Origin of the sequence: Bacillus sp. PPSBB_11 (assembly GCF_038023285.1) — a bacterium.
Lineage (GTDB): Bacteria > Bacillota > Bacilli > Bacillales > Bacillaceae > Bacillus > Bacillus altitudinis.
Window position 1 is genome coordinate 2,829,382 of record NZ_CP150633.1, and the last position, 26,384, is coordinate 2,855,765.

A 26,384-nucleotide genomic window follows, 5' to 3' on the forward strand; every position below is an offset into this window, starting at 1 on the left:
TTACACTTCCATAATAATCGGTAAGATCATTGGGCGGCGTCTTGTTTTTTCATAAAGGAAAGGAGCAAGAGTGTCAGTAATCTCGTTCTTAATTTCTGACCATTGAGTCGTCTTACGTTCCATTACTTTTTCAAGATGCTTTGAAATGAGATCTTGCGCGTCATTAATGAGGTCTCCAGATTCTCTCATGTAGACAAAACCTCTTGAGATTAAATCAGGACCTGCAGAAATTTTAAATTCTTTCATATCCATGCTGACAACAACAATGACAAGACCTTCTTCTGAAAGAATGCGGCGGTCTCTTAACACGATGTTGCCGATATCACCAATACCGCTACCGTCGATATACACGTTGCCTGATGGAATTTTGCCAGCGACACTTGCTTCGTCACCTTTCAGTGCAAGAACTTCACCGTTATCCATGATAAAGCAGTTTTCCTCAGGGATTCCGCAATCATTCGCAAGTTTAATATGCGTTTTTTGCATGCGGTACTCACCGTGAATCGGCATGAAGAATTTTGGTTTGATTAAACGGAGCATCAGCTTTTGTTCTTCCTGCCCGCCGTGTCCAGAGGTATGAATATTATTGAGTGAGCCATGAATGACTTCAGCACCAGCACGATACAGCTGGTTAATAGTACGGCTTACGCTAATATTGTTACCTGGGATCGGTGAAGACGAGAAGACAACAGTGTCTCCAGGGTTAATTGAAATCTGGCGGTGCGTACCGTTGGCAATACGAGAAAGAGCGGCCATCGGTTCACCCTGACTACCAGTACAAAGAATGGTTACTTTGTTTGCTGGAAGGCGGTTGATTTCATTGTGTTCAATGAACGTGTTTTTTGGACATTTGATATATCCGAGCTCTTGTCCAATATCAATGGCAGACTCCATGCTGCGCCCAAACACAGCGACTTTTCGGCCGTTGGCAACAGCTGACTCGATCACTTGCTGAAGTCTGTGAATGTTAGATGCAAATGTAGCAAAGATAATACGTCCATCTACTTTTCTGAAGATGTCATCAATGCTTTCACCTACACGTCTTTCGGACATCGTAAATTCTGGAATTTCACTATTTGTACTGTCAGATAGAAGACAAAGAACGCCTTCTTTCCCGATCTCAGCCATTTTCGTTAAATTGGCAGGCTCGCCGACAGGAGTAAAGTCAAACTTGAAATCGCCTGTATGTACGATGTTACCAGGAGGTGTCTTCACGACAATTCCATAAGAATCTGGGATACTGTGCGTCGTTCTAAAGAAAGACACAGCTGTTTTTCTAAATTTGATCGTATCTTCTTCTTCAAAGATGTGAAGTTTGGTCTGTCTTAATAGACCATGCTCTTCCAATTTGTTACGAAGTAGGCCGATTGCGAGTTTGCCTCCGTAAACTGGAATATTCACTTGCTTGAGAAGGTAAGGGATACCGCCGATGTGGTCTTCATGTCCATGAGTAATAAAAAGACCTTTGATTTTATCTTCGTTTTTAACTAAATACGTATAGTCAGGGATGACGTAATCAATTCCAAGAAGTTCATCTTCAGGAAACTTAATACCAGCATCAATCAAAATGATTTCATCTTGAAATTGAACGCCATACGTGTTTTTACCGATCTCGCCTAATCCGCCGAGCGCAAAAACTGCCGCCTGATCGTTTTTTACAAATTTCATTCCTCTCATAGCTCCAATACTTTAAAATTTTCACTTTCTCGTTCATAGTCTAAAAAAGCACCGTCTACAGGCTGAATGAATTCAATATTGTAGTTATGTTTTTTCAACTTATCGCGTACGTCTCTTTCAGAAACCGCTTCAACGTATAGTGAATCTGTGTGTTCTCTCACAGGTACCTCAGTCGTACTTGCCTGAAAAAATACCTTATATATCATCCAAATCTCTCCTTAAATACCGTATGTTACACTCGCTTATTCTATTATATTAAAAAAACGCGCATAAGAAAAGTCTCAGAGAAAAAAGGACCTTCAGCAAATGTGCGGAAGATCCTTTTAAGCAATCGATTTTTTACGAAGCATGTCCTTCCATTGTCTTCGAATTTTCTTGCGCAGACGACGAAGCATCGCGGATCGCCTCCTTTCGGTATGAGTCTCATTCAGCCATTTGTTCCGTTCTCTCTATATACTTGTATTATATGATGTTTCCACTTAATGTTACATGGTTATATGTGGGAAATGGGCGTTTTAAGAGGAAGTGGTTTCGTCAGTGAAGATCTTTCTGTATGATGAAGGGGAGAGGGTATACATAACAAGAGACAGGAGACGAGATATGAATAAAAAAGTCATCTTCTTTGATATCGACGGTACTTTATATGACCATGATAAAAAAATACCTGAATCAACGAAGCGAGCTGTTCGTTTATTAAAAGAAAAAGGGCATCATCTCTTCATTGCATCTGGCCGTTCGCCTTTTCTTATCCAGCCTATTTTAGAAGAAATAGGGCTTGACTCATTTATTGCTTATAACGGTCAGTATGTCATGTACGAAGGAGAAGTCATTTATGGCAATCCGCTTAAGCAAGAGCTGATGGATAAAATTTATGAAACAGCGGATCAACATGATCATCCGCTTGTTTTCATGGGAGAGAAGACGATGAAGGCGTCTGTGCCGAACCATCCATTTATCCATGAAGGGATTGGCACTTTAAAAACAGAGCATCCCGAGCATGATTTGTCATTCTTTAAAGAAAACGTCATTTATCAAATGCTACTATTTTGTAAAGCAGAAGAGGAACATCTATATGAAGCGTTCCGTGAAGAAATTGATCTCGTCAGGTGGCATGAGCTATCTACTGATGTCCTGCCAAAAGGTGGATCAAAGGCTGAAGGAATTAAACGAGTCATTGAAAGACTTCCGTACGATCAAAAGGACACAATTGCCTTCGGTGACGGGCTGAACGATCGAGAAATGATTTCTTTTGTTGGAACAGGCGTTGCGATGGGGAATGCAGTCAATGAATTAAAAACATTAGCTGACTTTGTCACCAAACCTGTAGATGAGGATGGCATATTCCACGCTGTGACTGAATTAGGCCTTATTGATGAATAAAAAACAAGACCCGCTGATGGACGGGTCTTGTTTTTATATTATGATCTGCCGATCGCAACCGCGTTGTCTGGCTCGGCGAATGGATGATCTTTTTGAATATGATCATAAAACATAATGCCATTTAAGTGGTCAATTTCATGCTGAAAAACGATGGCCGGAAACCCTTTGAGGCGAATATCAATGTCTTCACCTTCAAGCGTTGTACCTTTCACCCTGATTTTTTCATAGCGCGGGACGAATCCAGGGATGGCTTCATCAACAGATAAACAGCCTTCACCAGTAGCTAAATAAGCTCTTTTGACTGAATGGCTAACAATGCGAGGATTGAATAATGCATAGCTGTAAAGTTCTCCGCCCTCGTCTTCACAGTGAACAGCGATCATTCGTTTACTGATATTGATTTGAGGAGCTGCTAGGCCAACACCGGGTCTAAGTTCATATTTTTCAGCAATGTCTGCATCCTGACTGTTTTTGACAAATTCAATCATGTCAGCTAATTGCTGTTTTTCTTCTTCTGTTGGCGGGAGTTCGACCGCTTCAGCTGTTTGTCTTAAGACGGGATGCCCGTCTCGTACGATATCATCCATGGTAATCACAAAACTTCACTCCTATTTCCTTTGTATGTAAAGTATATAAAATGATACACGACATATGCAATGAAATAAAGAAGACCGGTCGTATGAGACCGGTCAGAGGCTTATTCAGCCATTAGCAGCAGCCACCGCCGCCTAAGAATGCTGCGCCAACAATGATCAATAGAATGAATAGGACGACGATTAAAGCGAATGTACGTCCACCACCGTAACCGCAACCGTATCCACCACCATAACTTGGATAGCAACAACCGCCGCCGTATCCATAACCGTAACCGCCGTATCCACCATACATACTTCCATGACTATAATTAGACATACTTTTGACCTCCTTTGGAAATACACTCGGCCTCTCATAAGTGAAGGCGAAGCGTGTAATATAAACTATGTATGAATGCACTATTTGTATAGTCATGAGCCTAGAGCATGAAAAAAATCTTCTTTCCCCTCAAAAAACCAGCCTCTTTCCTTGTCACAACCGCCCTGAAAAATTATAGTGGTATGTGGAGATGTAAAGGGGGACCTTGTAATTGAAACAGATGAAAAGAAGAATAAAAAAAGCAGGTGCAGCTTTAGCGGGGATATGTACCCTCTTGCTTGCGGGCTGCGGAGGTCAAAATCCGCTTTATGAGATGCAAGATGCCATGACGAAAATGAGCGAAAAAGAAGCATCCTTTGAAAAAGAACAAGGTGCACTGCAAAGCTATGAGAAAAAAGAGCAGCAGTTGTATAAAAAAATGATTCAAACAACAAAAGACCACACAAAAACAGTCTCAAACTTGTCTGATCAAGCATTAGCATCGGCAGAAAAGCGTGAAGAACATTTAAAAACAGAAAAAGACAGCATGGATCAATCGAAAAAAGAATTTCAATCTGTAAAGGAATTCGCTGAACAGATAAAAGATGCGGAAGTAAGAGACAAAGCAGAACAAACAGTCAAATCAATTGAAAAAAGATATGCATCGTATGATCAGCTTTACCGTGAGTATCAAAAGGCGCTGAAACAAGACAAGCACTTGTATGAATCTTTAAAAAGAAAAGACTTAGGATACGCTGAACTGAAATCCAAACTGAAAACAGTCAATCGTTCCTATAGTAAAGTGAGAAAAGAAAGCAAGAAGTTCAATCAATATACAGATCAATTGAACGAATATAAACAAGCTTTATACAAAACAGCTCAGAAAGAATCACAAAACAGTTAAAAACAGTACTTTCATATTTGCTAGCTCTGTTTATCGCTGCTACTCACAAAGTGCCTGCGTGTCGTTACTCGTTTTTCCAAGATGTCAAACTGAAATAAGAGAAAGGGTTAAAATGAAGTTCATTTTAGCCCTTTGTCTATCACGATCAAAAGAGCTGAAAATAGCTCTTTTTTTATTTTTCGACAAAAACAAACATGTGCTATTGTAGTACAGCGACCCACTCTATACTAGTACAGTTTGTGCTGTTGATTAAACAGATTGATACAGGTCACCATAAAAAGTAAAGCGAATACATTTATTTAAATAAAGCCGTTAAATCAATTGACGGACTATTTTTCTTGTTGTAAACTATTCCTTGTTAACAGAAGTTGTATTAGTTTTTTGTGAACTATCGTTAATACAGTTAGAAAAACTCAAAAGCAAGCGATCATCCAATGTTTCGACAATGATCTTTGTGGCTATTATATACAGGAGTCATATGAGCATTTTGGGTTATCCTATATCTGTATGTATAAATGGATTCACGACAAATTGACTGTTAAAAGAAAGGAAGAGGTGACTTTAGAATGGCTGCAAAAACAAAAAAAGCAATTGTTGATAGCAAAAAGCAATTCGATGCCATCAAAAAGCAGTTTGAAACGTTCCAAATTTTAAACGAAAAAGGCGAAGTCGTAAACGAAGCGGCAATGCCAGATCTTTCAGATGACCAATTAAAAGAATTAATGCGCCGTATGGTGTTTACACGTGTATTAGATCAACGTTCAATTTCATTGAACCGTCAAGGACGTCTTGGCTTCTATGCGCCAACAGCTGGACAAGAAGCTTCTCAGCTTGCAACTCACTTTGCACTTGAGAAAGAAGATTTCATTCTTCCAGGATATCGTGATGTACCACAATTAATCTGGCATGGTCTTCCACTAACAAAAGCATTCTTGTTCTCTCGTGGACACTTTGTTGGAAACCAAATGCCTGAAGATGTGAATGCACTTTCTCCGCAAATCATTATCGGTGCACAAATCATTCAAGCTGCTGGTGTAGCTCTTGGTTTGAAAAAGCGCGGTAAAAATGCTGTTGCAATCACTTACACTGGTGATGGTGGAGCTTCACAAGGTGATTTCTACGAAGGTATTAACTTTGCAGGGGCTTACAAAGCGCCAGCGATTTTTGTTGTCCAAAACAACAGATATGCGATCTCTACACCTGTTGAAAAGCAATCTGCTGCACAAACGATTGCACAAAAAGCAGCTGCAGCTGGTATCGTAGGCGTACAAGTTGACGGTATGGATGCATTAGCTGTATACGCAGCGACTGCTGAAGCTCGTGAGCGTGCTGTAAATGGTGAAGGTCCAACATTAATTGAAACTCTTACATTCCGTTACGGCCCACATACAATGGCTGGTGACGATCCAACAAGATATCGTACAAAAGAAGATGAAAATGAGTGGGAGCAAAAAGATCCATTGGTACGCTACCGCAAATTCTTGGAAAACAAAGGCCTTTGGTCTGAAGAAGAAGAGAATAAAGTCATCGAAGATGCAAAAGAACAAATCAAACAGGCAATCAAAGAAGCTGACGAACAGCCTAAGCAGAAAGTCACTGATTTGATTGAAAACATGTACGATGTGAAACCATTTAACTTGGTTGAACAGCTTGAAATCTACAAACAGAAGGAGTCGAAGTAAGCCATGGCGCAAATGACATTGATTCAAGCGATCACTGATGCGTTACGCACAGAACTGAAAAATGACGAAAACGTTCTTGTTTTCGGAGAAGACGTTGGTAAAAACGGCGGCGTATTCCGTGCGACTGAAGGATTGCAAAAAGAGTTTGGTGAGGATCGTGTATTCGATACTCCACTTGCTGAATCTGGTATTGGCGGTCTTGCAATTGGCCTTGGACTACAAGAATTCCGCCCAGTAATGGAAATTCAATTCTTCGGATTCGTTTACGAAGTATTAGATTCTGTTTCTGGACAAATGGCTCGTATGCGTTACCGTTCTGGTGGACGCTGGCATTCTCCAGTGACAATCCGTTCTCCATTTGGCGGAGGAGTTCACACACCTGAGCTTCACGCTGATAGCTTAGAAGGTCTTATTGCACAACAGCCTGGTATCAAGGTTGTTATTCCTTCAACACCTTACGATGCAAAAGGACTATTAATTTCTGCAATCCGTGACAACGATCCGGTTGTATTCCTTGAGCATATGAAACTTTATCGTTCTTTCCGTCAGGAAGTTCCTGAAGAAGAGTACACAATTGAAATCGGTAAAGCTGACGTGAAACGTGAAGGTTCTGACCTTTCAATCATCACTTACGGTGCAATGGTTCACGAATCACTTAAAGCTGCTGAAGAACTTGAAAAAGAAGGCGTTTCTGCTGAGGTCGTTGACCTTCGTACAGTGAGCCCGCTTGATATTGAAACAATCATCGCTTCTGTTGAAAAAACAGGTCGTGCGATCGTTGTTCAAGAAGCACAAAAACAAGCTGGTATTGCAGCAAACGTAGTAGCTGAAATCAATGATAGAGCAATTCTTAGCCTTGAAGCACCAGTACTTCGTGTAGCTGCACCTGATACTGTATTTGCTTTCTCTCAAGCTGAGAGCGTATGGCTTCCAAACCATAAAGACGTGCTTGAAACAGCTAAGAAAGTTCTTGAATTTTAATTAAATGACAGAGGGGAAAAGAATTTATTTCTCTTCCCCTTTATCAATTACATGACCGTGTAATGTTGACAGAACAAGGGTTTAACATAATCTAGGAGGCGAAAAACAGTGGCATTTGAATTTAAACTTCCGGACATCGGAGAAGGTATCCACGAAGGTGAGATCGTTAAGTGGTTTGTAAAACCAAACGACGAAATCAATGAAGATGACGTTTTAGCAGAGGTACAAAATGATAAAGCAGTTGTAGAAATTCCTTCACCTGTTAAAGGAAAAGTATTAGAATTAAAAGTTGAAGAGGGAACAGTTGCAACTGTAGGACAAACAATCATTACGTTTGATGCACCTGGTTACGAAAATCTTCAATTTAAAGGCAGCGAAGAAGAAGGCGAAGCGAAAACTGAAGCTCAAGTACAAGGTACTGCTGAAGCTGGTAACGAGCCTGAAAAGAAAGAAGTTGCTCAAGAAGAAGCGGCAGCAGCAACTGGTGCTGGCGCACAAGAGCAAGTAGATGCTGATCCTAACAAACGCGTTATTGCTATGCCATCTGTACGTAAATATGCGCGTGAAAAAGGCGTTGAAATTTACAAAGTTGCAGGTACTGGTAAAAATGGCCGCGTGCTAAAAGAAGATATCGACAGCTTCCTTAATGGCGGTTCTGCAGCAACTCAAGAAGCAGCACCTCAAGCAGCTGAAAGTGCGAAAGAAGAAGCAGCTCCAAAAGCGGCAGCAGCTCCAGTTCTAGAAGGAGAATTCCCAGAAACTCGCGAGAAAATGAGCGGAATCCGCAAAGCGATCGCGAAAGCAATGGTGAACTCTAAGCACACAGCTCCTCACGTAACATTAATGGATGAAGTTGATGTAACAAACCTTGTTGCACATCGTAAACAATTCAAACAAGTTGCAGCTGATCAAGGAATCAAGTTAACTTACTTGCCTTACGTTGTAAAAGCTCTAACTTCTGCTTTGAAAAAGTACCCAGTACTTAACACTTCTATCGATGATAAAACAGATGAAGTTGTTCAAAAGCATTACTACAACATCGGAATTGCAGCTGATACTGAAAAAGGCTTGCTCGTTCCAGTTGTGAAAAATGCAGATCGCAAAGCGATTTTCGAAGTATCTAACGAAATCAACGAGCTTGCAACAAAAGCACGTGATGGTAAATTGGCTCCAGCTGAAATGAAGGGTGCATCTTGCACAATCACAAACATCGGTTCTGCTGGTGGACAATGGTTTACTCCAGTCATCAACCACCCAGAAGTAGCGATCCTTGGTATTGGCCGTATCGCTGAAAAAGCGGTTGTTCGTGATGGCGAAATCGTTGCAGCTCCAGTCTTAGCTCTTTCCCTAAGCTTTGACCACCGTATGATTGATGGAGCTACTGCGCAAAATGCCCTTAACCACATCAAGCGTTTATTGAATGATCCACAATTAATTTTAATGGAGGCGTAAATTCATGGTAGTAGGAGATTTCCCAATCGAAACAGATACTCTTGTCATCGGTGCAGGTCCTGGTGGATATGTAGCTGCTATTCGTGCTGCACAGCTAGGACAAAAAGTAACAATCGTTGAAAAAGGAACACTTGGCGGCGTATGTCTAAACGTCGGCTGTATCCCTTCAAAAGCATTGATCAATGCTGGACATCGTTTCGAGAATGCAAAGCATTCTGAAGACATGGGTATCAAAGCTGAAAACGTAACAGTTGATTTCACAAAAGTTCAAGAGTGGAAAGCTTCTGTTGTAAACAAATTAACAGGTGGAGTTCAAGGTCTTCTAAAAGGAAATAAAGTAGACATCGTCAAAGGTGAAGCTTATTTCGTAGACAGCAACTCTGTACGTGTCATGGATGAAAATTCAGCGCAGACTTATACATTTAAAAATGCAATTCTTGCAACTGGATCTCGTCCAATCGAATTGCCTACATTTAAATACACAGACCGCGTGATTAACTCAACTGGTGCTTTAGCGCTTAAAGAAGTACCTAAAAAGTTAGTTGTCATCGGTGGTGGATACATCGGTACTGAGCTTGGTACTGCTTATGCGAACTTTGGAACAGAAGTTGTCATCCTTGAAGGTGGAGACGAAATCCTTCCAGGTTTTGAAAAGCAAATGAGCTCATTAGTGAAACGTAACCTGAAGAAAAAAGGAAACGTTGAAATTCACACAAACGCTCTTGCAAAAGGCGTTGAAGAAAAATCTGACGGTGTCACTGTTACTTTCGAAGTAAAAGGTGAAGAAAAAACTGTCGATGCTGACTACGTACTTGTGACTGTTGGTCGTCGTCCAAACACAGATGAGCTTGGTCTTGAGCAAGTTGGTGTTGAATTGACAGACCGCGGAGTTGTCAAAACTGACAAGCAATGCCGTACAAGCGTTTCAAACATCTATGCAATTGGTGACATCGTTGATGGACCACCACTTGCACACAAAGCTTCTTACGAAGGTAAAATTGCCGCTGAAGCAATCGCTGGAGAGCCAGCTGAAATTGATTACCTTGGTATTCCTGCTGTTGTATTCTCTGAGCCAGAACTTGCAACTGTTGGATACACTGAAGCAGAAGCAAAAGAAGAAGGAATCGACATCGTTGCAGCGAAATTCCCATTCGCAGCAAACGGACGTGCACTTTCTCTTGATGCAACTGATGGCTTCATGAAGATGATCACTCGTAAAGAGGATGGTCTTGTGATCGGTGCACAAATCGCAGGTGTTGGTGCTTCTGATATGATTTCAGAGCTTAGCCTTGCAATTGAAGCTGGTGTGACAGCTGAAGATATCGCAATGACAATTCACGCTCACCCAACTTTAGGTGAAATCACAATGGAAACGGCTGAAGTAGCAATCGGAAGCCCAATCCATATCGTAAAATAATGAACGTTTAACCCCTCTCCGTATGGAGAGGGTATTTTTATGTATGTGAAACGTCGCTGAAAACGAAAAGCCCTCATGAGCTGAGGGCTTTTTTCATATGGATATATAAGTGCAAAGTCGAACCGTTAATTTGTATTCACTCGATCTAATGCTTGGCATATGGGTGATAAGATATCCTCTTTACTTCGGACATTACCTTCCACCTTCACAATGACCTTTTCATTATTGACAAGTAAAATAGCCGGCAGTTCGTCTACTTCATTTTTCCAGCCTTTACGATCTTCTTTGACAATCATCTTGGACATTTCCTTCGGATATTCATTTTTTAAATCGAGCACTGCGTCATAATAAGGACTTTCTTTATCAAGATTTTCTGCATCAGTAAAAAAGAGAATTCTTGGTTTTTGAATATGACTGACCTGGTCTGTCTGATTCGGTATGATATACGCAAATGAGCATGAACTAAGTACAAAGAGCATAGGGAATATAATGAGAAGGGTCCTCATAAAATTCAATCTATTCACCTCAAAATCCTTTGGGGTTGTACCAACATTTTTAGGAGCCAGTTCCCTGTTAGTCACTCTAGTGTATCACGTCCTTTTTGACAATTTTCGATTGTTACTCAATTGTTACAGAATTGATATGAAGCAAAATACATTTGAAACGTTTCCTCAATATGATGAGAAAAAAACATATTTTTATAAAAAATGATTAAATGTGTCATACAATTAACCGTTGACAACTTAAATGTGACATCATATTATAGAGATATGAAATAGATTAAACGCTTTCAAACTTTGAGTAAAGAAAAGGGGAATGTACTGTGGGTACAATTATTTGTCAAGATTGCAATGAAACCATTGATCAATTTGAAAATGAAAAAGTGACAACACTTTATGGAACATGTGGTCACTGTCATTGCTGTGATGAAGCCTCTGAATAAATAAAAAAGCATGCAGCTCCAATGGGGGCTGCATGTTTCTTTTTTATAAAATGGCTTTTTGTTCTTTAATGACACGAATCATATCTAGTGTGGAATCTTCTGGTCCTTGAACAGGAAGACCGATTTCGATATTTTTAAAGATATAGGAGATATTTTCTTCTGTGATGATTTCTCCTGGTATAAAAATAGGAATACCAGGCGGATAAACCATGACAAATTCTGCAATGATCCGGCCAGCCGCTTCTTTAAATGGAATGACTTCCGTTGTTGCGTAAAAAGCGTCACGCGGTGTCATCGCAAGCGAAGGGATCTCAGGCAGTAACACTTCTGTCACGGCTTGTTTGCCGCCTTGACGTGCAGAGGTTGCCGCAATTTCCTTCATAGCCGTTACAAGCGTATCAATCGTCTCATCACAATCGCCAGGCGTCACGATACATAAAATGTTGTATAGGTCAGAGAGCTCTACTTCAATTCGGTAGCTTTCTCTCAGCCATTTCTCCACATCATGGCCATTCAGTCCAAGGTCTTTAATGGAGATGATTAATTTTGTTGGGTCATAATCGTAAGTAGAAGGTGAACCGAGAATTTCTTGACCAATACAAGTAATACCTTCAATTTCGTTTAAACGAGTTCTTGCTGATTCAGCTAATCGAATGGCTTCATCTGCAAGTGCCTTTCCTTCAGTCGCTAATCGCTTTCTAGCGACATCCAGGGAGGCTAAAAGTAAATAAGAAGTAGACGTAGTTGTCAGCATGCTTAAAATAGATTGTACTCGATCCTTTGAAACAAGCCCTTCTTTTATATTTAAAATCGAGCTTTGGGTGAGAGAGCCACCAAGTTTATGCACACTTGTTGCTGCCATATCAGCTCCCGCCTGCATCGCAGACAATGGAAGCTCATCGTGAAAATGAATATGCACACCATGTGCCTCATCTACAAGAACAGGTACGTCATATGAATGAGCAATGTCTACAATGGTTTTTAAATCAGCTGAAATGCCAAAATACGTTGGGTTAATCACAAGCAGCCCTTTCGCATCTGGGTGTTTAGTCAGCGCTTTTTTAGCTGACTCTGGCGTGATGCCATGAGAGATGCCAAGCTCTTTGTCAATTTCCGGGTGAATAAAAACAGGTACTGCACCAGAAAATACAATAGCAGACATAATCGACTTATGGACATTACGTGGAACAATAATTTTGTCTCCAGGACCACAGACGGTCATCACCATTGTCATGATCGCGCCGCTTGTTCCTTGTATAGAGAAAAACGTATGGTCGGCACCAAATGCTTCTGCTGCAAGCTCCTGTGCTTCTTTGATCATTCCTCGAGGCGAATGTAAATCATCAAGAGGTTCTATATTAATAAGGTCAATGCTTAATGCATTGTCTCCAATGAATGCTCTAAATTCAGGGTCCATTCCGGCTCCTTTTTTATGGCCTGGAATGTGAAATTGGACTGGATTGGTTGAAGCGTGTTTTTTTAGTCCAGTGTATAAGGGTGTATCATGTTGTGACAATTGCTTTCCCACCTTCATCGAAATACCTGCTATTATTATCCCAATAACAGCAGATTTCATTGCATAAAACAAAAGAATTATATTATGAACTGATCGGAATGTAAAGCATAAAATCAATCGGATTCTGATCAAACAGATGCTATAATAAAAGTTCAAATAAGAAATGTGGATTAAAGTGAGGGACAAGTAAATGGAATATCAATATCCAATGGACGTCGACTGGACAACTGAAGAAAAGATGGCGGTCATTTCATTTTTTCAAGCCGTTGAAAAAGCCTATGAAACAGGAATTGCGAAACAAGCGTTACTAGAGGCTTATAAACGATTTAAAGAAGTTGTACCATCAAAAGCAGAAGAAAAGACGCATTGTGCGGCGTTTGAAAAGGGAAGTGGGTATTCCCCTTATCGAACAGTAAAAAGCGCAAGAGAGGCTGAAGAAACAGCTATGATACGGATGTAAAAAACGAGCCTATCTATATAGGCTCGTTTTTTATACAGATTCTTTTTGTGTAAAGCGGTATAGATAAGTTACTGTGCGGAAGGCATCTTCAATTTTTGATAAGAATTCTTCATTATTCATTTGAACAACTTCTTCTCTAGGAAGCTGGATGCCGCAAAGGAGTTCGGCCTTTTTGACTGTTTGAACACGTTCAAATAGTGTTCTCAGCTGTTCAGCATCAAGTTCGCTGTGGCGGAGGACGTCCGGTTTCATATGATCCTTAGACCAAACAAAGTCTTGCGGTATTTTCTTTTGGATCGTGTCCAGCTCTTTTTCAAATAATTGCCCATATTCACCTTTTACTGGAGATTCATAAATGAGCGCAAACCATACAAATACATGAGTTTTCCAAAGCCCAATTTGAAAATGAGGGAGCTTTTTATACCCACGCTTACTGTTAGCGAAAGCCACCCAAGTGTCATTTGGCGGGTTGACTGATCTTCTTGCATGTTTTGCCACGTGGACAAACATTTCGTCTCCTGTAATAGAAGAAAGCAGCGGTGCAAAATGTTCACCAAGTGCTTCAAGCTTTGGACGGACTCTCTCTTTTAATACGGTCATACGTTCATCTAAACCGTCTACTGTGAATGTTTCAAAATCTTCATCTCTAAAACGCATTTCACTCATGTTATGCCTCCTGTATCTTTTCGCTGATCATATTTTATCATAGCTTGGGTCAAGCTCAAAAAAAGATGCACTTTAAAGAGAAAGATAGCAGGGATCTTGGTTCGGCGTTTAAAAACATCGATTTTGTGGTACATAACAAATAGGTAAAAACACAATTTTCAGAATGTCGTTGCGGTTATGCGATCGCTTCATACGATATAAGCAAGAACCATTTCTCTTATCGATTGTATTTTTTATCAATGAAAACTGACAAGGAATGAATCATTCTCTGGAAGGGGCGTTGACCAATGAAGCAAATCGTGAAGCATGGGTATAGACAAGAGAAGAAGAATCGCATCGCTGTGTGGAGATTAGAGGTTGATTATGAGCTTTCTACGCTTCATGAAGCCATCGAGCAAAAAGACGATATCCAAGTAGAACGCAGCAAACGAAAGCTTGAGCGCCTAAGAAAAGAATGGGAGCAGCTTCAAGGGTAAAACAAGGTGAGGTAAAAACGAACCAATTCATCGGTTCGTTTTTGTATGAAGCTGCTTTTTTCTTGCTTTTACGTACATAATATCAGTATGCTAATACAAATAGGTACTACATAGAAAAGAGGTTTACAGTCCGATGACAAACTGGGTGGAAATTGACCGACTTGCAAAGCTTTGGGTAAAAGAAGCGGGTAGCCGCATTAAAGCATCCATGCAGGAAGGTCTATCAATTGAAACAAAATCAAATCCAAATGATCTTGTCACAAACATCGATAAAGAAACAGAACGTTTCTTCATTGAAAAGATACAGTCGACATTTTCAGATCATCATATTTTAGGAGAAGAGGGCCAAGGGGAAGAAGTGACCTCTCTTGACGGGATAGTATGGATCATTGATCCAATTGATGGCACCATGAACTTTGTCCATCAAAAACGAAATTTTGCCATTTCAATTGGGATATTTGAACATGGTGTGGGGAAAATCGGTCTTATTTATGACGTCATCCATGACGAGCTCTATCATGCAGTCAAAGGAGAAGGGGCATATATGAACGATATCTTACTCCCGCCTCTAAAAGATGTCGCCATTGAAAAAGCCATTGTCGGCATTAACCCAACATGGGCGATTGAAAGCCCCCATTTTGACGCTAAGCCGTTTGCCCGTCTCGTACGGGCTGTGAGAGGAACAAGAACGATTGGGTCAGCTGCACTTGAACTAGCTTATATTGCAAGCGGAAGAAGCGACGCATATGTCACGTTAAGGCTAGCGCCTTGGGATTATGCTGCTGGATGTGTGTTACTTGATGAGGTAGGCGCTGTTTACTCGAATATTCACGGAGAACGCTTGACGTTTCTAGAGAAAAATAGCATTGTTGCTGGAAATCGATCCGTCTGTGAAAAAATCTTGCATGATTACATAAAAGGAAGCGGAAATAAAAAATAAACAACATCACTTCATGAGAATGAAGTGATTTTTTGTTTTTCCTGAAACTTTTTGGTAAGGCAGATGTCTAAACGAATGAGGCCTTAATTTGATGTAAAGGATTGTGTAGCAATGTTTGATTTGTTTAGTGATTTATCCCTCCATTTTGAAAGGTTTTTTATTTTAAATGAGTACAGTATCCACATGATTCAATGGTGTGTGCTTGGACTATTTGTCCTTTTCATTACACTTCCCATATGGAAAGAAAAGAAGAGTAGTTATGTATTTTATGCTGGAATCGTATTAAGAGTAGTTCTGCTAGGGAGTATGACACTTGAGATGATTCACCAAGTGCTAGCTAGACAGTATACGATTGAAACATTTGAAGTGCTGACAGATTTCATGCAATTTCTCATCTATGGATATGTCTTGCTTGCATCACTTTTCTATGTGATTTCTCTTCCTTATTTAAAAAATAAAGGCATGTTTTTTGCGTTTGATTTATCTGTGTTACTTCTGCCTTTATGTCAAACGGTGTTTATTGTGTTAGTTGAAAGCAAAAAGTTCTTTCTCAGCGGTGATACGGAGCTGGTATGGAGAGATTTGATCATCATTTTGCTTATGATTGGCTTTGCCGCTTTGGTACTTTACCTATTCTTTCGTTTGTTTTGGCATCAGAAGTGGAAAGAATTGCTGTTTTTCTATGGCCTGATTTTCGCTGCGCTGCTGTATATTTTTTATCCTTCTATCTCGAAGCATGAGCTGCAATCTTCGTTTAAATCCATTGTGATTTTAATAGCGGCCGCAGGAAGCTTTATGACATTACATTCGTTATGTGCGTTACTACAAAACAAGGTGAAGTTGAGACAGTGGGGTGCTTGGGGAATTGTCGTCTTTTTTATGCTGATGCTGAACCCGATCTTAAATCTTCCACATATCATGTTTCAATTTACTAAAACGGAATTGACAGATACTTTCTCAGAAGAATATCGCCCTTTATCTGAAGCAAGTGCAAAAGCATTCGCTTCAAAGTTTGTACCAGCGGACACTACATTATATTCAACGACTATTAAACAGCCGATCTCTGATAACTACGTGTTTGCAGCCGATCAGTATGAAGTGAATGTTTCTGCGTTTACAGGTGAATTAAACAGCTATTTTTATCATGGTCGCGCAAAGGGTCAGCATTTGACCGATAAAGAATATAGGGAAAAAACCATTGAATTTTTTGAAAGGAGCGGCCGATCCGTTGATCTAGACCGCATTCATGTAGTGGTTGAAAAAGAAGACGGGGAGACAAGCGTTCTTCTTTTGCCAAAAATGTCTCAGAATAAAGATGAGAGCTTAGCGTTTGCCACCTGGAAAAAAGAGACGCTTCGACAAGCGCAATATGGGAACGCCATCTTTCAATTGAAGGATGTAGACGGGATCAATTTAACAAACAAAGAAATGAAAACGAAAATTAATCGTATTTATAAAAAGTTAAATTTACAGCCACCAGCTTACCAGATCACAGACGTTGATGCTTTTTATTTTGAATGGCAGCATGAAGTGGCGGTAAAGACAGCCGATCAATCTGAATTTCTGTTTAATGGTTCAACGAAAGAATTGCTGAAAATACAGCTATCAAAAGCGATTCTTCAACAGAAAAAAGGAAATATCAGTGACGAAGATTTGTTGGAATTGATAGGGGAACAGTCAAAAGACGTGAAGATAGAAACAGGAACTCGTGAACACAAACAATATACTTTTCACGGATCATCAAATTTACTTCATGTGACGAGAGATGCCGATGGAATTGAGTTGAATTGGCAATCAGACTCTTCTTTACATACGGTATCGAATCAAGAACGTGATGAAGTCTATCAGCAAGTTCTCAAAAAGTATGAACCTTATGCCATCTATAAAAAACAAATCAAGCCGGTGAGAATGATCGACAAAGAGGGGAAAATGAGCATTTCGTGGTTTGTGATCATTCAAACCTTCGGATCGAATGAGCGGAAAATATATGAAGTAAATGGACGAACAAAAGAGGTGCAACGTTTTGACAGATAAAGAAAAACAAGCCATCTTTCAAGACTTATATGAATTGTATCAGGAAGGGGAGCTTGGAGAAGAGGCTTCTAACTGGATGAAGACGCATGAAAAGCAGTTTCAGCATTCTGTTAAGGGAAACGAGTTTGCTCCTATTCACACTGAGGATCAGAGCGATTATCTCGAATTAAAACGCATGAAGTGGTTTATTTCTTCGTTATACTTCTTTTATATCGTTTTATCAATTTGGATGACTGTGTGGTTTTATTTTTGATGTCTAGACCGACCAATCAAATTGAAAAAATATATGAAGAATATTTTCAGGAAATCACCAAATATTTATATCGCAGAACGGGAAATGTCGAAACAGCCAAGGATCTTGCGCAGGATGTATTTATCAAGGCACTGCATGGGTTATCCTCTTTTAAAGGACATTCAAGCATTAAAACATGGCTTTACACCATTGCTTATCATACATTTGTCAACGACTATCGCCGAAAAGTAAAACGAACTTTTACGGATGTAGAAAAAGCTGATTTTTTAGAGCAGCAGATATTCATGACACCTGAAGACCATTTAGAAACTCAAGCTGATATTCAAAGGCTGTGGAGCCATATCAATCAATTGAAGGATTCTTACCGAGAAGTCCTCATTTTAAGAGATATTCAGGAATTATCGTATGAAGAAGTAGCGGAAATTTTGAATTGGACTTTATCTAAAGTAAAGACAACCCTTCATCGAGCAAGATTAGAGCTGAAACGAAAGCTACATTGTGAGGAGTTCAACAAATGAACTGTTATTTGATTGAAGAACTATTACCACTTTATATAGAAGGGGACACGAGTGAAGAAACAAATCAATTAGTGAATGAGCACTTACGTTCATGCAAAAAATGCCTTCATCTATATGAAGAAATGAAAGAACCAGTCTCTATTGCAAAGTCAACAGATTTCATACCGTTCATAGATGAAAAAGAAGAAAAAAGAAAGTTTGAAAAGCGCTACTATGGAAAACTGTTATTACGGGCAAGTATCGTTTTTAGTATCGTCTATCTCATCATGCTCTTGATCTATTGGATATAAGAAAGAACCCCCATCTGGATGAACCGGATGGGGGTTTTGAGCTTAGTTCAATTTTTCTTTAGCAATTTGAACTGCATCATAGAATGTTTTTAATTGCTCTTGAGGAATTTTCTTAAGCAATTGGTTGAAAACAAGTAATTCAGTAGAGCTGAATCCAAGACCTTTAGCGATTTTAGAATCAATTACAACGTTTCCTTTTTTGTCTAGAACAAGTGCATCACCAGCAAGATCAGCAATTCTGATCACTGATTTGAAAAGCTTTTCGAATTTAGTTGCTTCTTCTTTAGTAAGACCAAGTTCAACAGCTTTTTCTGCATCAAAAACTAATTTTCCTTTTTCGTTTTTAGTGATGCTTTCACTGAAAACGATTGTAAGAACAGCTGCGCGATCTAAGAATTTCTCAGCAGTCGCCGCTTCTTCTTCAGTCAAACCGAGCTCAACAGCTTTTTTCACATCAAATGTGTAGTTGTTGTCTTCCTCAACAAATGAATTGATGAGAATGCTGATAACACGCTCGTTTTTCTCCAATAAATCTTTAATGATTTGTTGCTGCTCAAAAGGAATCCCTTTGAAAGTTGCAGCACTTGCTTGCCCAGGAGCTACTGTTGTGAAAGTAAAAATGATAGCTAAAGCGAAAAATACAACAGAGCTGAGCGATTTGCTCAAAAACTTCTTCATGCTTCTTTTCTCTCCCTTTTCTGTTAAATTTTGTTGCAAGAACAGCATACCATGAGAAACTTTGTGGAAGAATAGGAAAAATGTAACTTTGTGTTTGTTTTTGGAGAACTATAAAAGTTCTTGTCGAAAAATGGAGGAGTTCAGATTACTTAGATTTGCCAACACTATATGAAATTTTTAGTTGAATCATTAGTGTTACATAGGTGGTTGGTCTTGTTTTTACCCAAAATAAAAGCCTTCTACATGTAAAATGTAAAAGGCTTTTCATAAATTTTATGATTGTACGTTTAATTTTCGTTTTAATGTAAATCCTGTACCCATGAAAATCATGGCGAACACAATACTTAAGCATGTTCCCAGTATGCTTTTTTCTGCAACAGACACTCCAATAAACGCCATACTGACGACGGCAAGTAATGCACATAATAATAGAAGCCATTTGATTTGTTTCATTTGTCTCCATCCCTTTTTTTAGAGTTAATATAAGTTTACAGAAAAACGATCGGCATTTAAAGGGGATTGTGATATAATATGAAAGTTATCTAATTATTTTAGGAGATGAAAATGTGAAACTTCGAAAAGACCTTCGCAACATCGCAATTATTGCCCACGTTGACCATGGTAAAACGACGCTTGTTGACCAATTGCTCCATCAAGCTGGTACTTTCCGTGCGAATGAAAATATCGCTGAGAGAGCCATGGATTCAAATGATTTAGAGCGAGAGCGCGGTATTACGATCTTAGCTAAAAATACTGCGATCCATTATAAAGATACACGCATTAATATTTTAGATACACCAGGACACGCCGATTTCGGTGGTGAAGTTGAGCGTATCATGAAAATGGTAGATGGTGTACTTCTCGTTGTGGATGCATATGAAGGTTGTATGCCTCAAACACGATTCGTGCTAAAAAAAGCACTTGAGCAAAACTTAACACCAATTGTTGTTGTCAATAAAATTGACCGTGACTTTGCTCGTCCAGCTGAAGTAGTTGATGAAGTCATTGACTTGTTCATTGAATTGGATGCAACAGAAGAACAGCTTGAATTCCCAGTTGTATATGCATCAGCAATCAATGGTACAGCAAGTAACGATGCTAGTAAGCAAGATGAAAACATGGAATCGTTGTTTGAAGCGATTGTCAACCATATCCCATGCCCAGTCGACAACCATGAAGAGCCGCTTCAATTCCAAGTGGCGCTACTTGATTACAATGATTATGTTGGAAGAATTGGAATTGGCCGTGTATTTAGAGGAACGATGCAAGTAGGACAGCAAGTTGCTCTAATGAAAGTGGATGGCAGTGTAAAACAATTCCGCGTGACAAAGATTTTTGGTTTCCAAGGGTTAAAACGAGTGGAAATCAATGAAGCGAAAGCTGGAGATCTTGTCGCAGTATCTGGTATGGAAGACATCAACGTAGGTGAAACAGTCTGCCCGGTAGAACACCAAGAGGCTTTGCCGATCCTTCGTATTGATGAGCCGACACTTCAAATGACATTTGTTGTCAATAACAGCCCGTTTGCAGGCCGTGAAGGAAAGTACGTGACATCACGTAAAATTGAAGAGCGTTTAGAACAGCAGCTTCAAACAGACGTAAGTCTTCGTGTAGATCCAACGGATTCACCTGATGCTTGGGTCGTATCAGGACGCGGTGAGCTTCACTTATCAATTCTGATTGAGAATATGAGACGTGAAGGATTTGAACTCCAAGTATCGAAGCCAGAAGTTATTGTAAAAGAAGTAGATGGTGTTCGATGTGAGCCTGTAGAGCGTGTTCAAATTGATGTACCTGAAGAGCATACTGGCTCTGTTATGGAATCAATGGGTGCAAGAAAAGGTGAAATGATTGACATGATCAATAATGGTAACGGTCAAGTTCGCCTGATCTTTACAGTTCCATCACGTGGTTTAATCGGATATACAACTGAATTTCTTTCATTAACTCGTGGTTTTGGTATTTTGAACCATACATTTGACAGCTACCAGCCGATGCAGTCTGGTCAAGTTGGCGGACGCCGTCAAGGTGTACTTGTTTCAATGGAAACAGGTAAAGCAACTGCTTACGGAATCCAAGGCGTTGAAGAGCGCGGTGTGATTTTCGTTGAGCCGGGTGTTGAAGTATACCAAGGAATGATTGTTGGTGAGCATAACCGTGAAAACGATCTTGTTGTCAACGTGAGCCGTATGAAACAACAAACAAACGTACGTTCAGCGACAAAAGATCAAACGGTTAGCATGAAAAAACCACGTATTATGTCACTTGAGGAATCTCTTGAGTACTTAAATGAAGACGAATACTGTGAGGTTACACCGGAATCGATCCGTTTAAGAAAGAAAATTTTAGACAAAAACGAACGTGAGAAAGCTGCGAAGAAGAAAAAGCTAGCAGGATTATCTTAATTCCATGAAGAATTAAAAAGATAGAACCCTGAAAGATAAGGGGAGGGAATCTTTTTGAATGATCAGGAAGTAAGTGAGAATCTATCCTTTTTCGCGATGCTGTTTCGTGTCGATGAAAATCCGCAAACAGGGATGTGGCTCCTATATGGCACCATCCTTGTTTTAGCGATTATTGTTTTTAAACTCGGCTTTGCTAGACGTTTACCGATTTTAAAAGCACTTGTCATTTATTTGTTTTTGATTTTTGGCTGCACGTTTCTCACATTTCTAGGAATCTTCTTGCCAGTAGCAGAAGGCCTGGTTGTGGCAGCTGTCATTTTGATTATTTATAAAATACGGCTGCATCGTGCGAAAAAAGAAGGAACAGTGAGTACGTAAAAAAGACCTGAACTTGTGTCAGGTCTTTTTTATGTCTTCTGTTCTTTTTTTCCTTTTTTCTTCTTTTTCTCTTTCGTCGCAGGATCTTGATAAAGAGAGAATCTGCCAGTTTTGATGCGTGCCTCTGTCTTTACTTTAATTCTTTCTTGGCAGTCATCGCACATATATGTATGAATCGGTCGATTTCTTAACCGTTTAGCAACAAGTGTATCATCATTAATGGTTTCAAGCTTTTCACATAATGAGCACTTCACTCTCATCATTTTCACCTCACTTTGGTCATGCCTTGATTATAGCATGTTTTTTGAGCTACTTAAAATCAGCATAAAAAAGGCTTATATCACAAGAGATATAAGCCGTTCTCATTATTTCTTCTGATTCATATGATGGTTTGATTGATCGTTTTGGTTTTTTTCTAATTGCTTTTGATCTTGTTGTTTGAGCTGATGATTCGGATCATTCGTCGGATCTGTTTCGTTACGGTCGATTTCATTTCGAGGCATTTCTGGCATAACACGGCCCACAATGGCTGCTAGTTCGTCCATAATTCCGCTTACTGGTCTGCCAGCTTGAATTTCTTTGCCCATTTCCTTTAAACGGCTCACTGTATCTGGATCAGCGACGACAACAGCATTCGCACCTTCTGGGTCATTTTTCAGCGCTTTGGCGACTGAATATTTAATGGTTTCAACTTTGCTTCTATCTAAATCATCTTTTACATCAATGCCAACGACAGCGTACTTGCCGATGACGATCGCTGTTGCGTCATTTACATCTGCCACATGCTCAGTCACATTCACTAGGTGCTGCGCCACATCTGTTGATGGGCGGGCTTTGTCAGTGTTTTTCTTGGATGAGTCTGATACTCTTACTAAATGCTTGTTTCCGTCTTGATGTTCTTGTGCCAAAGGCTTCTCTTGATGCTGGCAAGCGCCTAATAAAAGAATGGTTTGAACCATGAATAACGTCAAAAATAGTCGCATGTGTATTCCCTCCTTCACAAACTGCATGATTTATTTTATTGTTGAATTAACCTTCTAACTTTATTCATGAAAACATATATTTTAACAATCGTTTTTGGAAAGACAAGGATGAATGAAACCCCGATCAGGAGGCGAAGGACCTGAGTAAAATTTATGTATTAGACACAAATGTGTTATTACAGGATCCGAATTCAATCTTTTCATTTGAAGACAACGAGGTCGTGATTCCGGCCGTAGTGTTAGAAGAAGTAGACTCGAAAAAAAGATATATGGACGAGGTTGGGCAAAACGCACGACGTGTCTCACGTTTAATCGACGGGTTGAGATCGAAAGGGAAACTGCATGAAAAAATTACGCTGGAGTCAAAAGGAACGCTGCGTATTGAGCTGAATCATCGCTCTTTCCATGAACTTCAAGAAATTTTCATCGAAAAAACAAACGATAACCGGATTTTGGCTGTTGCGAAGAATTTGAGCTTAGAGGAAGAAACAAAACCGGATGGCCGGCCTGTCATTTTGGTCAGCAAAGATGTCCTAGTGCGAGTAAAGGCGGATGCCATTGGTCTGCAAGCAGAGGATTTCTTAAGCGATCGTGTGCTGCAAAATGAAGACATTGATAACGGCTATCACGAGCTCTATATTCCGACTGAGCAGCTGAATACATTTTATAAGCAAAATCAGTTACCAATAAAAGACGTCACCCAGGCGCTATTAAACCCTCATCAATTTGTTATTATGAAGGGAAATGAGGGTGGTTCTGCTTTGGGGATGCTTGATCAAAAAGCAGAGCATGTAAAACGGCTTATTTATGACCAAGAACATATTTGGGGAATTCGCCCAAAAAATGTCCAGCAAACGATGGCGCTTGAGTTACTTTTACGCCGCGATATTCCGCTTGTGACACTTATCGGAAAAGCGGGAACAGGAAAGACACTGCTTGCACTTGCTGCTGGATTAATGCAGACAGAGGACCTCGGCATGTTTAAAAAGCTCATCGTGGCCCGCTCCATTGTTCCTGTCGGTAAGGACTTAGGGTATTTGCCAGGCGAAAAAGAAGAGAAGCTCAGACCGTGGATGCAGCCGATCTATGACAACCTAGAATTTTTATTTAACACAAAAAAACCTGGTGAACTCGATGCGATACTAGCGGGCATCGGTTCAATTCAAGTGGAAGCTTTAACGTATATTCGCGGGAGAAGTATCCCTGATCAATTTATCATTATCGATGAGGCGCAAAACTTAACAAAACACGAAGTAAAAACATTATTAACGCGGGTTGGTGAGGGAAGTAAAATTGTGCTGATGGGAGACCCAGAGCAGATTGATCACCCTTATTTAGACAGCTTAAATAATGGGCTCACATATGTCATTGAGCGTTTCAAAGGGCAGCAAATATCTGGACATGTCAAGCTTGTCAAAGGAGAAAGGTCTGGACTTGCACAGCTTGCAGCTGATTTATTATAGTCCAGACCCGCTATCTTATGTAATGATTAACTCTTTGACGCCTTTAATCGGCTGAGTGATGTTGGACTGATCCTCGAAATAAACGTGGATTGGTCCTTCTTCTGTTATAGGTTTTCCATTTTGGCTGAAATGGGCAATGCTATCCATCGCCTTAGAGAGCGGAACAGCAATTGTTTCTGTTTCTGTGACAAATTCACACGTCTCCGCTTGTTCGAGCGGTTCTGCATTTTTTATCATGTCGCCAAGTTTCATCCCGAAGCTGCCTGTGACAAGTCTTTCTTTTTCGTATTTTTTCTCTGTTTTTAATGTGGGTGGAAGTGTTTGACCTTCTCTTATGACCCGCTCTTGATCAAGCTCCTGATCTAGCTGCTGCTCTTCGTTTGCTGCACTTTTCTCAAAAAATGAATCCATTAAAAATTTACGGTCATCAAAAATCCATACACTCGGATCAATGGTGATCTTGTATTGTACGTTCCCCTTAATTTGAATAATGCTCATGTTCAAGACAACCCCTTTCCAACATAAATTATAGAAGTTTTCGCCCGCTTTGTCACTTTCATAAACATGCACCTCCTTGTACAAACTACGATTAGACGAAAAATAGGGAGGATTTTGGGCATGGCATGTCGTGACAATGAAGAGCTTCAGCGATTTGTAGAAGAGGCAAAAAAGGTGGCCAAAAATGGAAAGGTAGCATCCTATATTCCGGCACTCGGTAAAGCGGATCAATCGGATTTATCTGTCGCTGTTTATCATGTGAGTAATACGTGCCACTCAGCGGGAGATGTTGATAAACGATTCACCCTGCAAAGTATTTCAAAAGTATTAGCACTAGCGCTCGTGCTCTCAGAAGAAGGACCGAAAAAAGTGTTTCAATATGTTGGACAAGAACCGACTGGCGATCCGTTTAATTCAATGATTAAACTAGAGACAGCAAGCCCTAATAAGCCGCTGAACCCAATGATTAATGCAGGAGCCCTTGCCGTTACAAGTTTAATAAGAGGAGCAACGCCGCAAGATCAGTTGAACCGTCTGCTTGGTTTTATTAGAGAGCTTGCCAATGACACCACCATTACATATTGCAAAGAAACCGCTGCATCCGAATTTGAAACATCAATGATTAACCGCGCAATGTGCTATTATATGAAGCAATATCATATCATTAAAGGGAATGTAGAAGAGGTGATGGACGTCTATACGAAGCAATGCGCCGTCATGATGAACAGCCTGGATTTGGCGAAGATCGCATGTGTTTTTTCATTAGATGGCAGGCATCCAGAGACAGGAAAGCAAATCCTTTCGAAAGATGTCGCTAGAATTTGTAAAACGTTTATGGTTACATGCGGTATGTACAATGCGAGCGGGGAATTTGCGATCAATATCGGAATCCCTGCTAAAAGTGGTGTTTCAGGCGGAATTATGGGGGCGGCGCCATACGACTTTGGGATAGGTATATTCGGACCTGCTTTGGATGAAAAAGGGAATAGTATTGCGGGTATTAAGCTGCTTGAGCTCATGAGTGAAAAATATGAGATGAGTATCTTTTAATAACGAATGGCTTCTTTTTATTTTTACAGAGCGAACTGTACAAATCTGCTTGCAATTTTGGGCGTTTCGCTTTATGATAAATAGAAGAATTAGGTACTCGCCTGGGGAACGGAGGGATACTTTTGGCGTCAGAAATTTTAGTCGATCATCGGCAAAAAGCACTGGCTTTATTAAAATTGGATGCAGATAAAATTTTAAAATTGATCCAAGTGCAAATGGACAACTTAACGATGCCGCAATGTCCTCTTTATGAAGAGGTTTTAGATACTCAAATGTTCGGATTATCGAGAGAAATTGATTTCGCTGTCCGGCTTGGATTAGTTGATCAACATGAAGGCAAAAAACTACTCGATAAACTTGAGAGAGAACTATCCGCACTTCATGATGCGTTCACAAAAAAATAATGATTGAAAACTCAAACTTCCACAACATAAGTTTGAGTTTTTTTG

At 40.0% G+C, this 26,384-nt stretch carries 31 protein-coding genes; 19 read left to right on the plus strand and 12 right to left on the minus strand.

Translation table 11 applies throughout. The annotated features are described in order from the left end of the window. Together rnjA and V7L95_RS13850 are read right to left on the minus strand one after the other, a co-directional pair. Nucleotides 1–1,668 carry a ribonuclease J1 gene (gene rnjA / locus V7L95_RS13845; RefSeq protein WP_008345116.1) on the minus strand — a complete coding sequence of 556 codons (1,668 nt, stop codon included), beginning with the start codon at nucleotides 1,666–1,668 and terminating at the stop codon, nucleotides 1–3. Nucleotides 1,669–1,673: 5 nt separating this feature from the next. Next, a complete protein-coding gene (locus tag V7L95_RS13850; RefSeq protein ID WP_008345114.1) occupies nucleotides 1,674–1,883 on the minus strand; it encodes a DNA-directed RNA polymerase subunit epsilon in 210 nt (69 codons plus the stop codon). 394 nt (nucleotides 1,884–2,277) lie between these two features. On the opposite strand from V7L95_RS13850, the gene V7L95_RS13855 reads away from it, so the two are divergent. After that, nucleotides 2,278–3,057 (plus strand): Cof-type HAD-IIB family hydrolase, encoded by a 780-nt coding sequence (locus tag V7L95_RS13855; RefSeq protein WP_024719544.1) that lies wholly within the window; start codon nucleotides 2,278–2,280, stop codon nucleotides 3,055–3,057. Nucleotides 3,058–3,095: 38 nt separating this feature from the next. Here the strand turns inward: V7L95_RS13855 and def are convergent, their stop codons facing one another. Beyond that, the gene (def, locus tag V7L95_RS13860; RefSeq protein WP_008345111.1) at nucleotides 3,096–3,653 is read right to left on the minus strand and encodes a peptide deformylase; all 558 of its coding nucleotides are present in this window, start codon (nucleotides 3,651–3,653) and stop codon (nucleotides 3,096–3,098) included. Between the two features lie 112 nt (nucleotides 3,654–3,765). Beyond that, nucleotides 3,766–3,945 (minus strand): YjcZ family sporulation protein, encoded by a 180-nt coding sequence (locus V7L95_RS13865; protein WP_026050085.1) that lies wholly within the window; start codon nucleotides 3,943–3,945, stop codon nucleotides 3,766–3,768. A gap of 235 nt (nucleotides 3,946–4,180) precedes the next feature. Between V7L95_RS13865 and V7L95_RS13870 the strand changes: the two genes are divergently transcribed. The 5 genes from V7L95_RS13870 to lpdA all read left to right on the plus strand — a co-directional run bounded on the left by V7L95_RS13870 (nucleotide 4,181) and on the right by lpdA (nucleotide 10,384). Next, on the plus strand, nucleotides 4,181–4,852 hold the full coding sequence (locus V7L95_RS13870; RefSeq protein ID WP_340966906.1) for a YkyA family protein: 672 nt from the start codon (nucleotides 4,181–4,183) through the stop codon (nucleotides 4,850–4,852). A 566-nt stretch (nucleotides 4,853–5,418) separates the two neighbouring features. After that, a complete protein-coding gene (gene pdhA / locus V7L95_RS13875) occupies nucleotides 5,419–6,534 on the plus strand; it encodes a pyruvate dehydrogenase (acetyl-transferring) E1 component subunit alpha (RefSeq protein WP_007498599.1) in 1,116 nt (371 codons plus the stop codon). Between the two features lie 3 nt (nucleotides 6,535–6,537). Beyond that, a complete protein-coding gene (gene pdhB, locus V7L95_RS13880; RefSeq protein ID WP_007498597.1) occupies nucleotides 6,538–7,515 on the plus strand; it encodes a pyruvate dehydrogenase complex E1 component subunit beta in 978 nt (325 codons plus the stop codon). Nucleotides 7,516–7,623: 108 nt separating this feature from the next. Further along, nucleotides 7,624–8,967 carry a dihydrolipoamide acetyltransferase family protein gene (locus V7L95_RS13885; protein ID WP_008345100.1) on the plus strand — a complete coding sequence of 448 codons (1,344 nt, stop codon included), beginning with the start codon at nucleotides 7,624–7,626 and terminating at the stop codon, nucleotides 8,965–8,967. Between the two features lie 4 nt (nucleotides 8,968–8,971). Continuing rightward, the gene (lpdA, locus tag V7L95_RS13890) at nucleotides 8,972–10,384 is read left to right on the plus strand and encodes a dihydrolipoyl dehydrogenase (protein WP_003211097.1); all 1,413 of its coding nucleotides are present in this window, start codon (nucleotides 8,972–8,974) and stop codon (nucleotides 10,382–10,384) included. Between the two features lie 125 nt (nucleotides 10,385–10,509). Here the strand turns inward: lpdA and V7L95_RS13895 are convergent, their stop codons facing one another. Next, complete coding sequence (locus V7L95_RS13895; protein WP_223255627.1) at nucleotides 10,510–10,890, minus strand: hypothetical protein; 381 nt, start codon at nucleotides 10,888–10,890, stop codon at nucleotides 10,510–10,512. Between the two features lie 317 nt (nucleotides 10,891–11,207). Between V7L95_RS13895 and V7L95_RS13900 the strand changes: the two genes are divergently transcribed. Beyond that, entirely contained in the window at nucleotides 11,208–11,327 is a 120-nt protein-coding gene (locus tag V7L95_RS13900) for a GapA-binding peptide SR1P (protein ID WP_003212464.1), read from the plus strand. Between the two features lie 43 nt (nucleotides 11,328–11,370). Here V7L95_RS13900 and V7L95_RS13905 read toward each other — a convergent pair whose 3' ends face one another. Next, nucleotides 11,371–12,843, minus strand: coding sequence for an aminotransferase class I/II-fold pyridoxal phosphate-dependent enzyme (locus V7L95_RS13905; RefSeq protein WP_017367175.1), 1,473 nt, complete (start codon nucleotides 12,841–12,843; stop codon nucleotides 11,371–11,373). Nucleotides 12,844–13,033: 190 nt separating this feature from the next. On the opposite strand from V7L95_RS13905, the gene V7L95_RS13910 reads away from it, so the two are divergent. Further along, nucleotides 13,034–13,303: a UPF0223 family protein gene (locus V7L95_RS13910; RefSeq protein ID WP_008345089.1), complete on the plus strand. Its 270-nt coding sequence runs from the start codon at nucleotides 13,034–13,036 to the stop codon at nucleotides 13,301–13,303. 30 nt (nucleotides 13,304–13,333) lie between these two features. Here the strand turns inward: V7L95_RS13910 and V7L95_RS13915 are convergent, their stop codons facing one another. Then, a complete protein-coding gene (locus V7L95_RS13915; protein ID WP_008345087.1) occupies nucleotides 13,334–13,969 on the minus strand; it encodes a DUF1054 domain-containing protein in 636 nt (211 codons plus the stop codon). A gap of 287 nt (nucleotides 13,970–14,256) precedes the next feature. Between V7L95_RS13915 and V7L95_RS13920 the strand changes: the two genes are divergently transcribed. The 6 genes from V7L95_RS13920 to V7L95_RS13945 all read left to right on the plus strand — a co-directional run bounded on the left by V7L95_RS13920 (nucleotide 14,257) and on the right by V7L95_RS13945 (nucleotide 18,480). After that, on the plus strand, nucleotides 14,257–14,445 hold the full coding sequence (locus V7L95_RS13920; protein ID WP_008345085.1) for a hypothetical protein: 189 nt from the start codon (nucleotides 14,257–14,259) through the stop codon (nucleotides 14,443–14,445). Between the two features lie 133 nt (nucleotides 14,446–14,578). Further along, complete coding sequence (locus V7L95_RS13925) at nucleotides 14,579–15,385, plus strand: inositol monophosphatase family protein (protein ID WP_008345083.1); 807 nt, start codon at nucleotides 14,579–14,581, stop codon at nucleotides 15,383–15,385. A gap of 183 nt (nucleotides 15,386–15,568) precedes the next feature. After that, on the plus strand, nucleotides 15,569–17,419 hold the full coding sequence (locus V7L95_RS13930; protein WP_340966909.1) for a hypothetical protein: 1,851 nt from the start codon (nucleotides 15,569–15,571) through the stop codon (nucleotides 17,417–17,419). After that, on the plus strand, nucleotides 17,409–17,672 hold the full coding sequence (locus V7L95_RS13935; protein ID WP_025207275.1) for a hypothetical protein: 264 nt from the start codon (nucleotides 17,409–17,411) through the stop codon (nucleotides 17,670–17,672). The genes V7L95_RS13930 and V7L95_RS13935 overlap by 11 nt, the downstream gene beginning before the upstream one ends. After that, nucleotides 17,672–18,190: a sigma-70 family RNA polymerase sigma factor gene (locus V7L95_RS13940; RefSeq protein WP_175580593.1), complete on the plus strand. Its 519-nt coding sequence runs from the start codon at nucleotides 17,672–17,674 to the stop codon at nucleotides 18,188–18,190. The genes V7L95_RS13935 and V7L95_RS13940 overlap by 1 nt, the downstream gene beginning before the upstream one ends. Then, nucleotides 18,187–18,480 (plus strand): zf-HC2 domain-containing protein, encoded by a 294-nt coding sequence (locus V7L95_RS13945; RefSeq protein WP_025207277.1) that lies wholly within the window; start codon nucleotides 18,187–18,189, stop codon nucleotides 18,478–18,480. Before V7L95_RS13940 ends, V7L95_RS13945 begins: the two co-directional genes overlap by 4 nt. A gap of 42 nt (nucleotides 18,481–18,522) precedes the next feature. Here V7L95_RS13945 and V7L95_RS13950 read toward each other — a convergent pair whose 3' ends face one another. Both V7L95_RS13950 and V7L95_RS13955 read right to left on the minus strand, forming a co-directional pair. Further along, a complete protein-coding gene (locus tag V7L95_RS13950) occupies nucleotides 18,523–19,158 on the minus strand; it encodes a hypothetical protein (RefSeq protein WP_017359387.1) in 636 nt (211 codons plus the stop codon). A 273-nt stretch (nucleotides 19,159–19,431) separates the two neighbouring features. Further along, a complete protein-coding gene (locus V7L95_RS13955) occupies nucleotides 19,432–19,611 on the minus strand; it encodes a DUF5325 family protein (protein ID WP_008345070.1) in 180 nt (59 codons plus the stop codon). Between the two features lie 113 nt (nucleotides 19,612–19,724). Here V7L95_RS13955 and typA point away from each other — a divergent pair, with 113 nt between their 5' ends. Both typA and V7L95_RS13965 read left to right on the plus strand, forming a co-directional pair. Continuing rightward, nucleotides 19,725–21,563 carry a translational GTPase TypA gene (gene typA, locus V7L95_RS13960; protein WP_008345068.1) on the plus strand — a complete coding sequence of 613 codons (1,839 nt, stop codon included), beginning with the start codon at nucleotides 19,725–19,727 and terminating at the stop codon, nucleotides 21,561–21,563. Between the two features lie 54 nt (nucleotides 21,564–21,617). Further along, nucleotides 21,618–21,941 carry a YlaH-like family protein gene (locus tag V7L95_RS13965; protein ID WP_007499841.1) on the plus strand — a complete coding sequence of 108 codons (324 nt, stop codon included), beginning with the start codon at nucleotides 21,618–21,620 and terminating at the stop codon, nucleotides 21,939–21,941. A gap of 29 nt (nucleotides 21,942–21,970) precedes the next feature. On the opposite strand, the gene V7L95_RS13970 is transcribed toward V7L95_RS13965, so the two are convergent. Both V7L95_RS13970 and V7L95_RS13975 read right to left on the minus strand, forming a co-directional pair. Next, nucleotides 21,971–22,201: a YlaI family protein gene (locus V7L95_RS13970; RefSeq protein ID WP_008345063.1), complete on the minus strand. Its 231-nt coding sequence runs from the start codon at nucleotides 22,199–22,201 to the stop codon at nucleotides 21,971–21,973. A 105-nt stretch (nucleotides 22,202–22,306) separates the two neighbouring features. Further along, complete coding sequence (locus V7L95_RS13975; RefSeq protein WP_019743435.1) at nucleotides 22,307–22,924, minus strand: YhcN/YlaJ family sporulation lipoprotein; 618 nt, start codon at nucleotides 22,922–22,924, stop codon at nucleotides 22,307–22,309. A gap of 140 nt (nucleotides 22,925–23,064) precedes the next feature. Here V7L95_RS13975 and V7L95_RS13980 point away from each other — a divergent pair, with 140 nt between their 5' ends. Continuing rightward, entirely contained in the window at nucleotides 23,065–24,387 is a 1,323-nt protein-coding gene (locus tag V7L95_RS13980) for a PhoH family protein (RefSeq protein ID WP_340969052.1), read from the plus strand. A 15-nt stretch (nucleotides 24,388–24,402) separates the two neighbouring features. On the opposite strand, the gene V7L95_RS13985 is transcribed toward V7L95_RS13980, so the two are convergent. Beyond that, nucleotides 24,403–24,885 carry a hypothetical protein gene (locus V7L95_RS13985; protein ID WP_008345056.1) on the minus strand — a complete coding sequence of 161 codons (483 nt, stop codon included), beginning with the start codon at nucleotides 24,883–24,885 and terminating at the stop codon, nucleotides 24,403–24,405. A 120-nt stretch (nucleotides 24,886–25,005) separates the two neighbouring features. Here V7L95_RS13985 and glsA point away from each other — a divergent pair, with 120 nt between their 5' ends. Then, complete coding sequence (gene glsA / locus V7L95_RS13990; RefSeq protein ID WP_019743436.1) at nucleotides 25,006–25,935, plus strand: glutaminase A; 930 nt, start codon at nucleotides 25,006–25,008, stop codon at nucleotides 25,933–25,935. A 122-nt stretch (nucleotides 25,936–26,057) separates the two neighbouring features. Continuing rightward, entirely contained in the window at nucleotides 26,058–26,339 is a 282-nt protein-coding gene (locus V7L95_RS13995; RefSeq protein ID WP_003212509.1) for a YlaN family protein, read from the plus strand. Nucleotides 26,340–26,384: the final 45 nt, after the last annotated feature.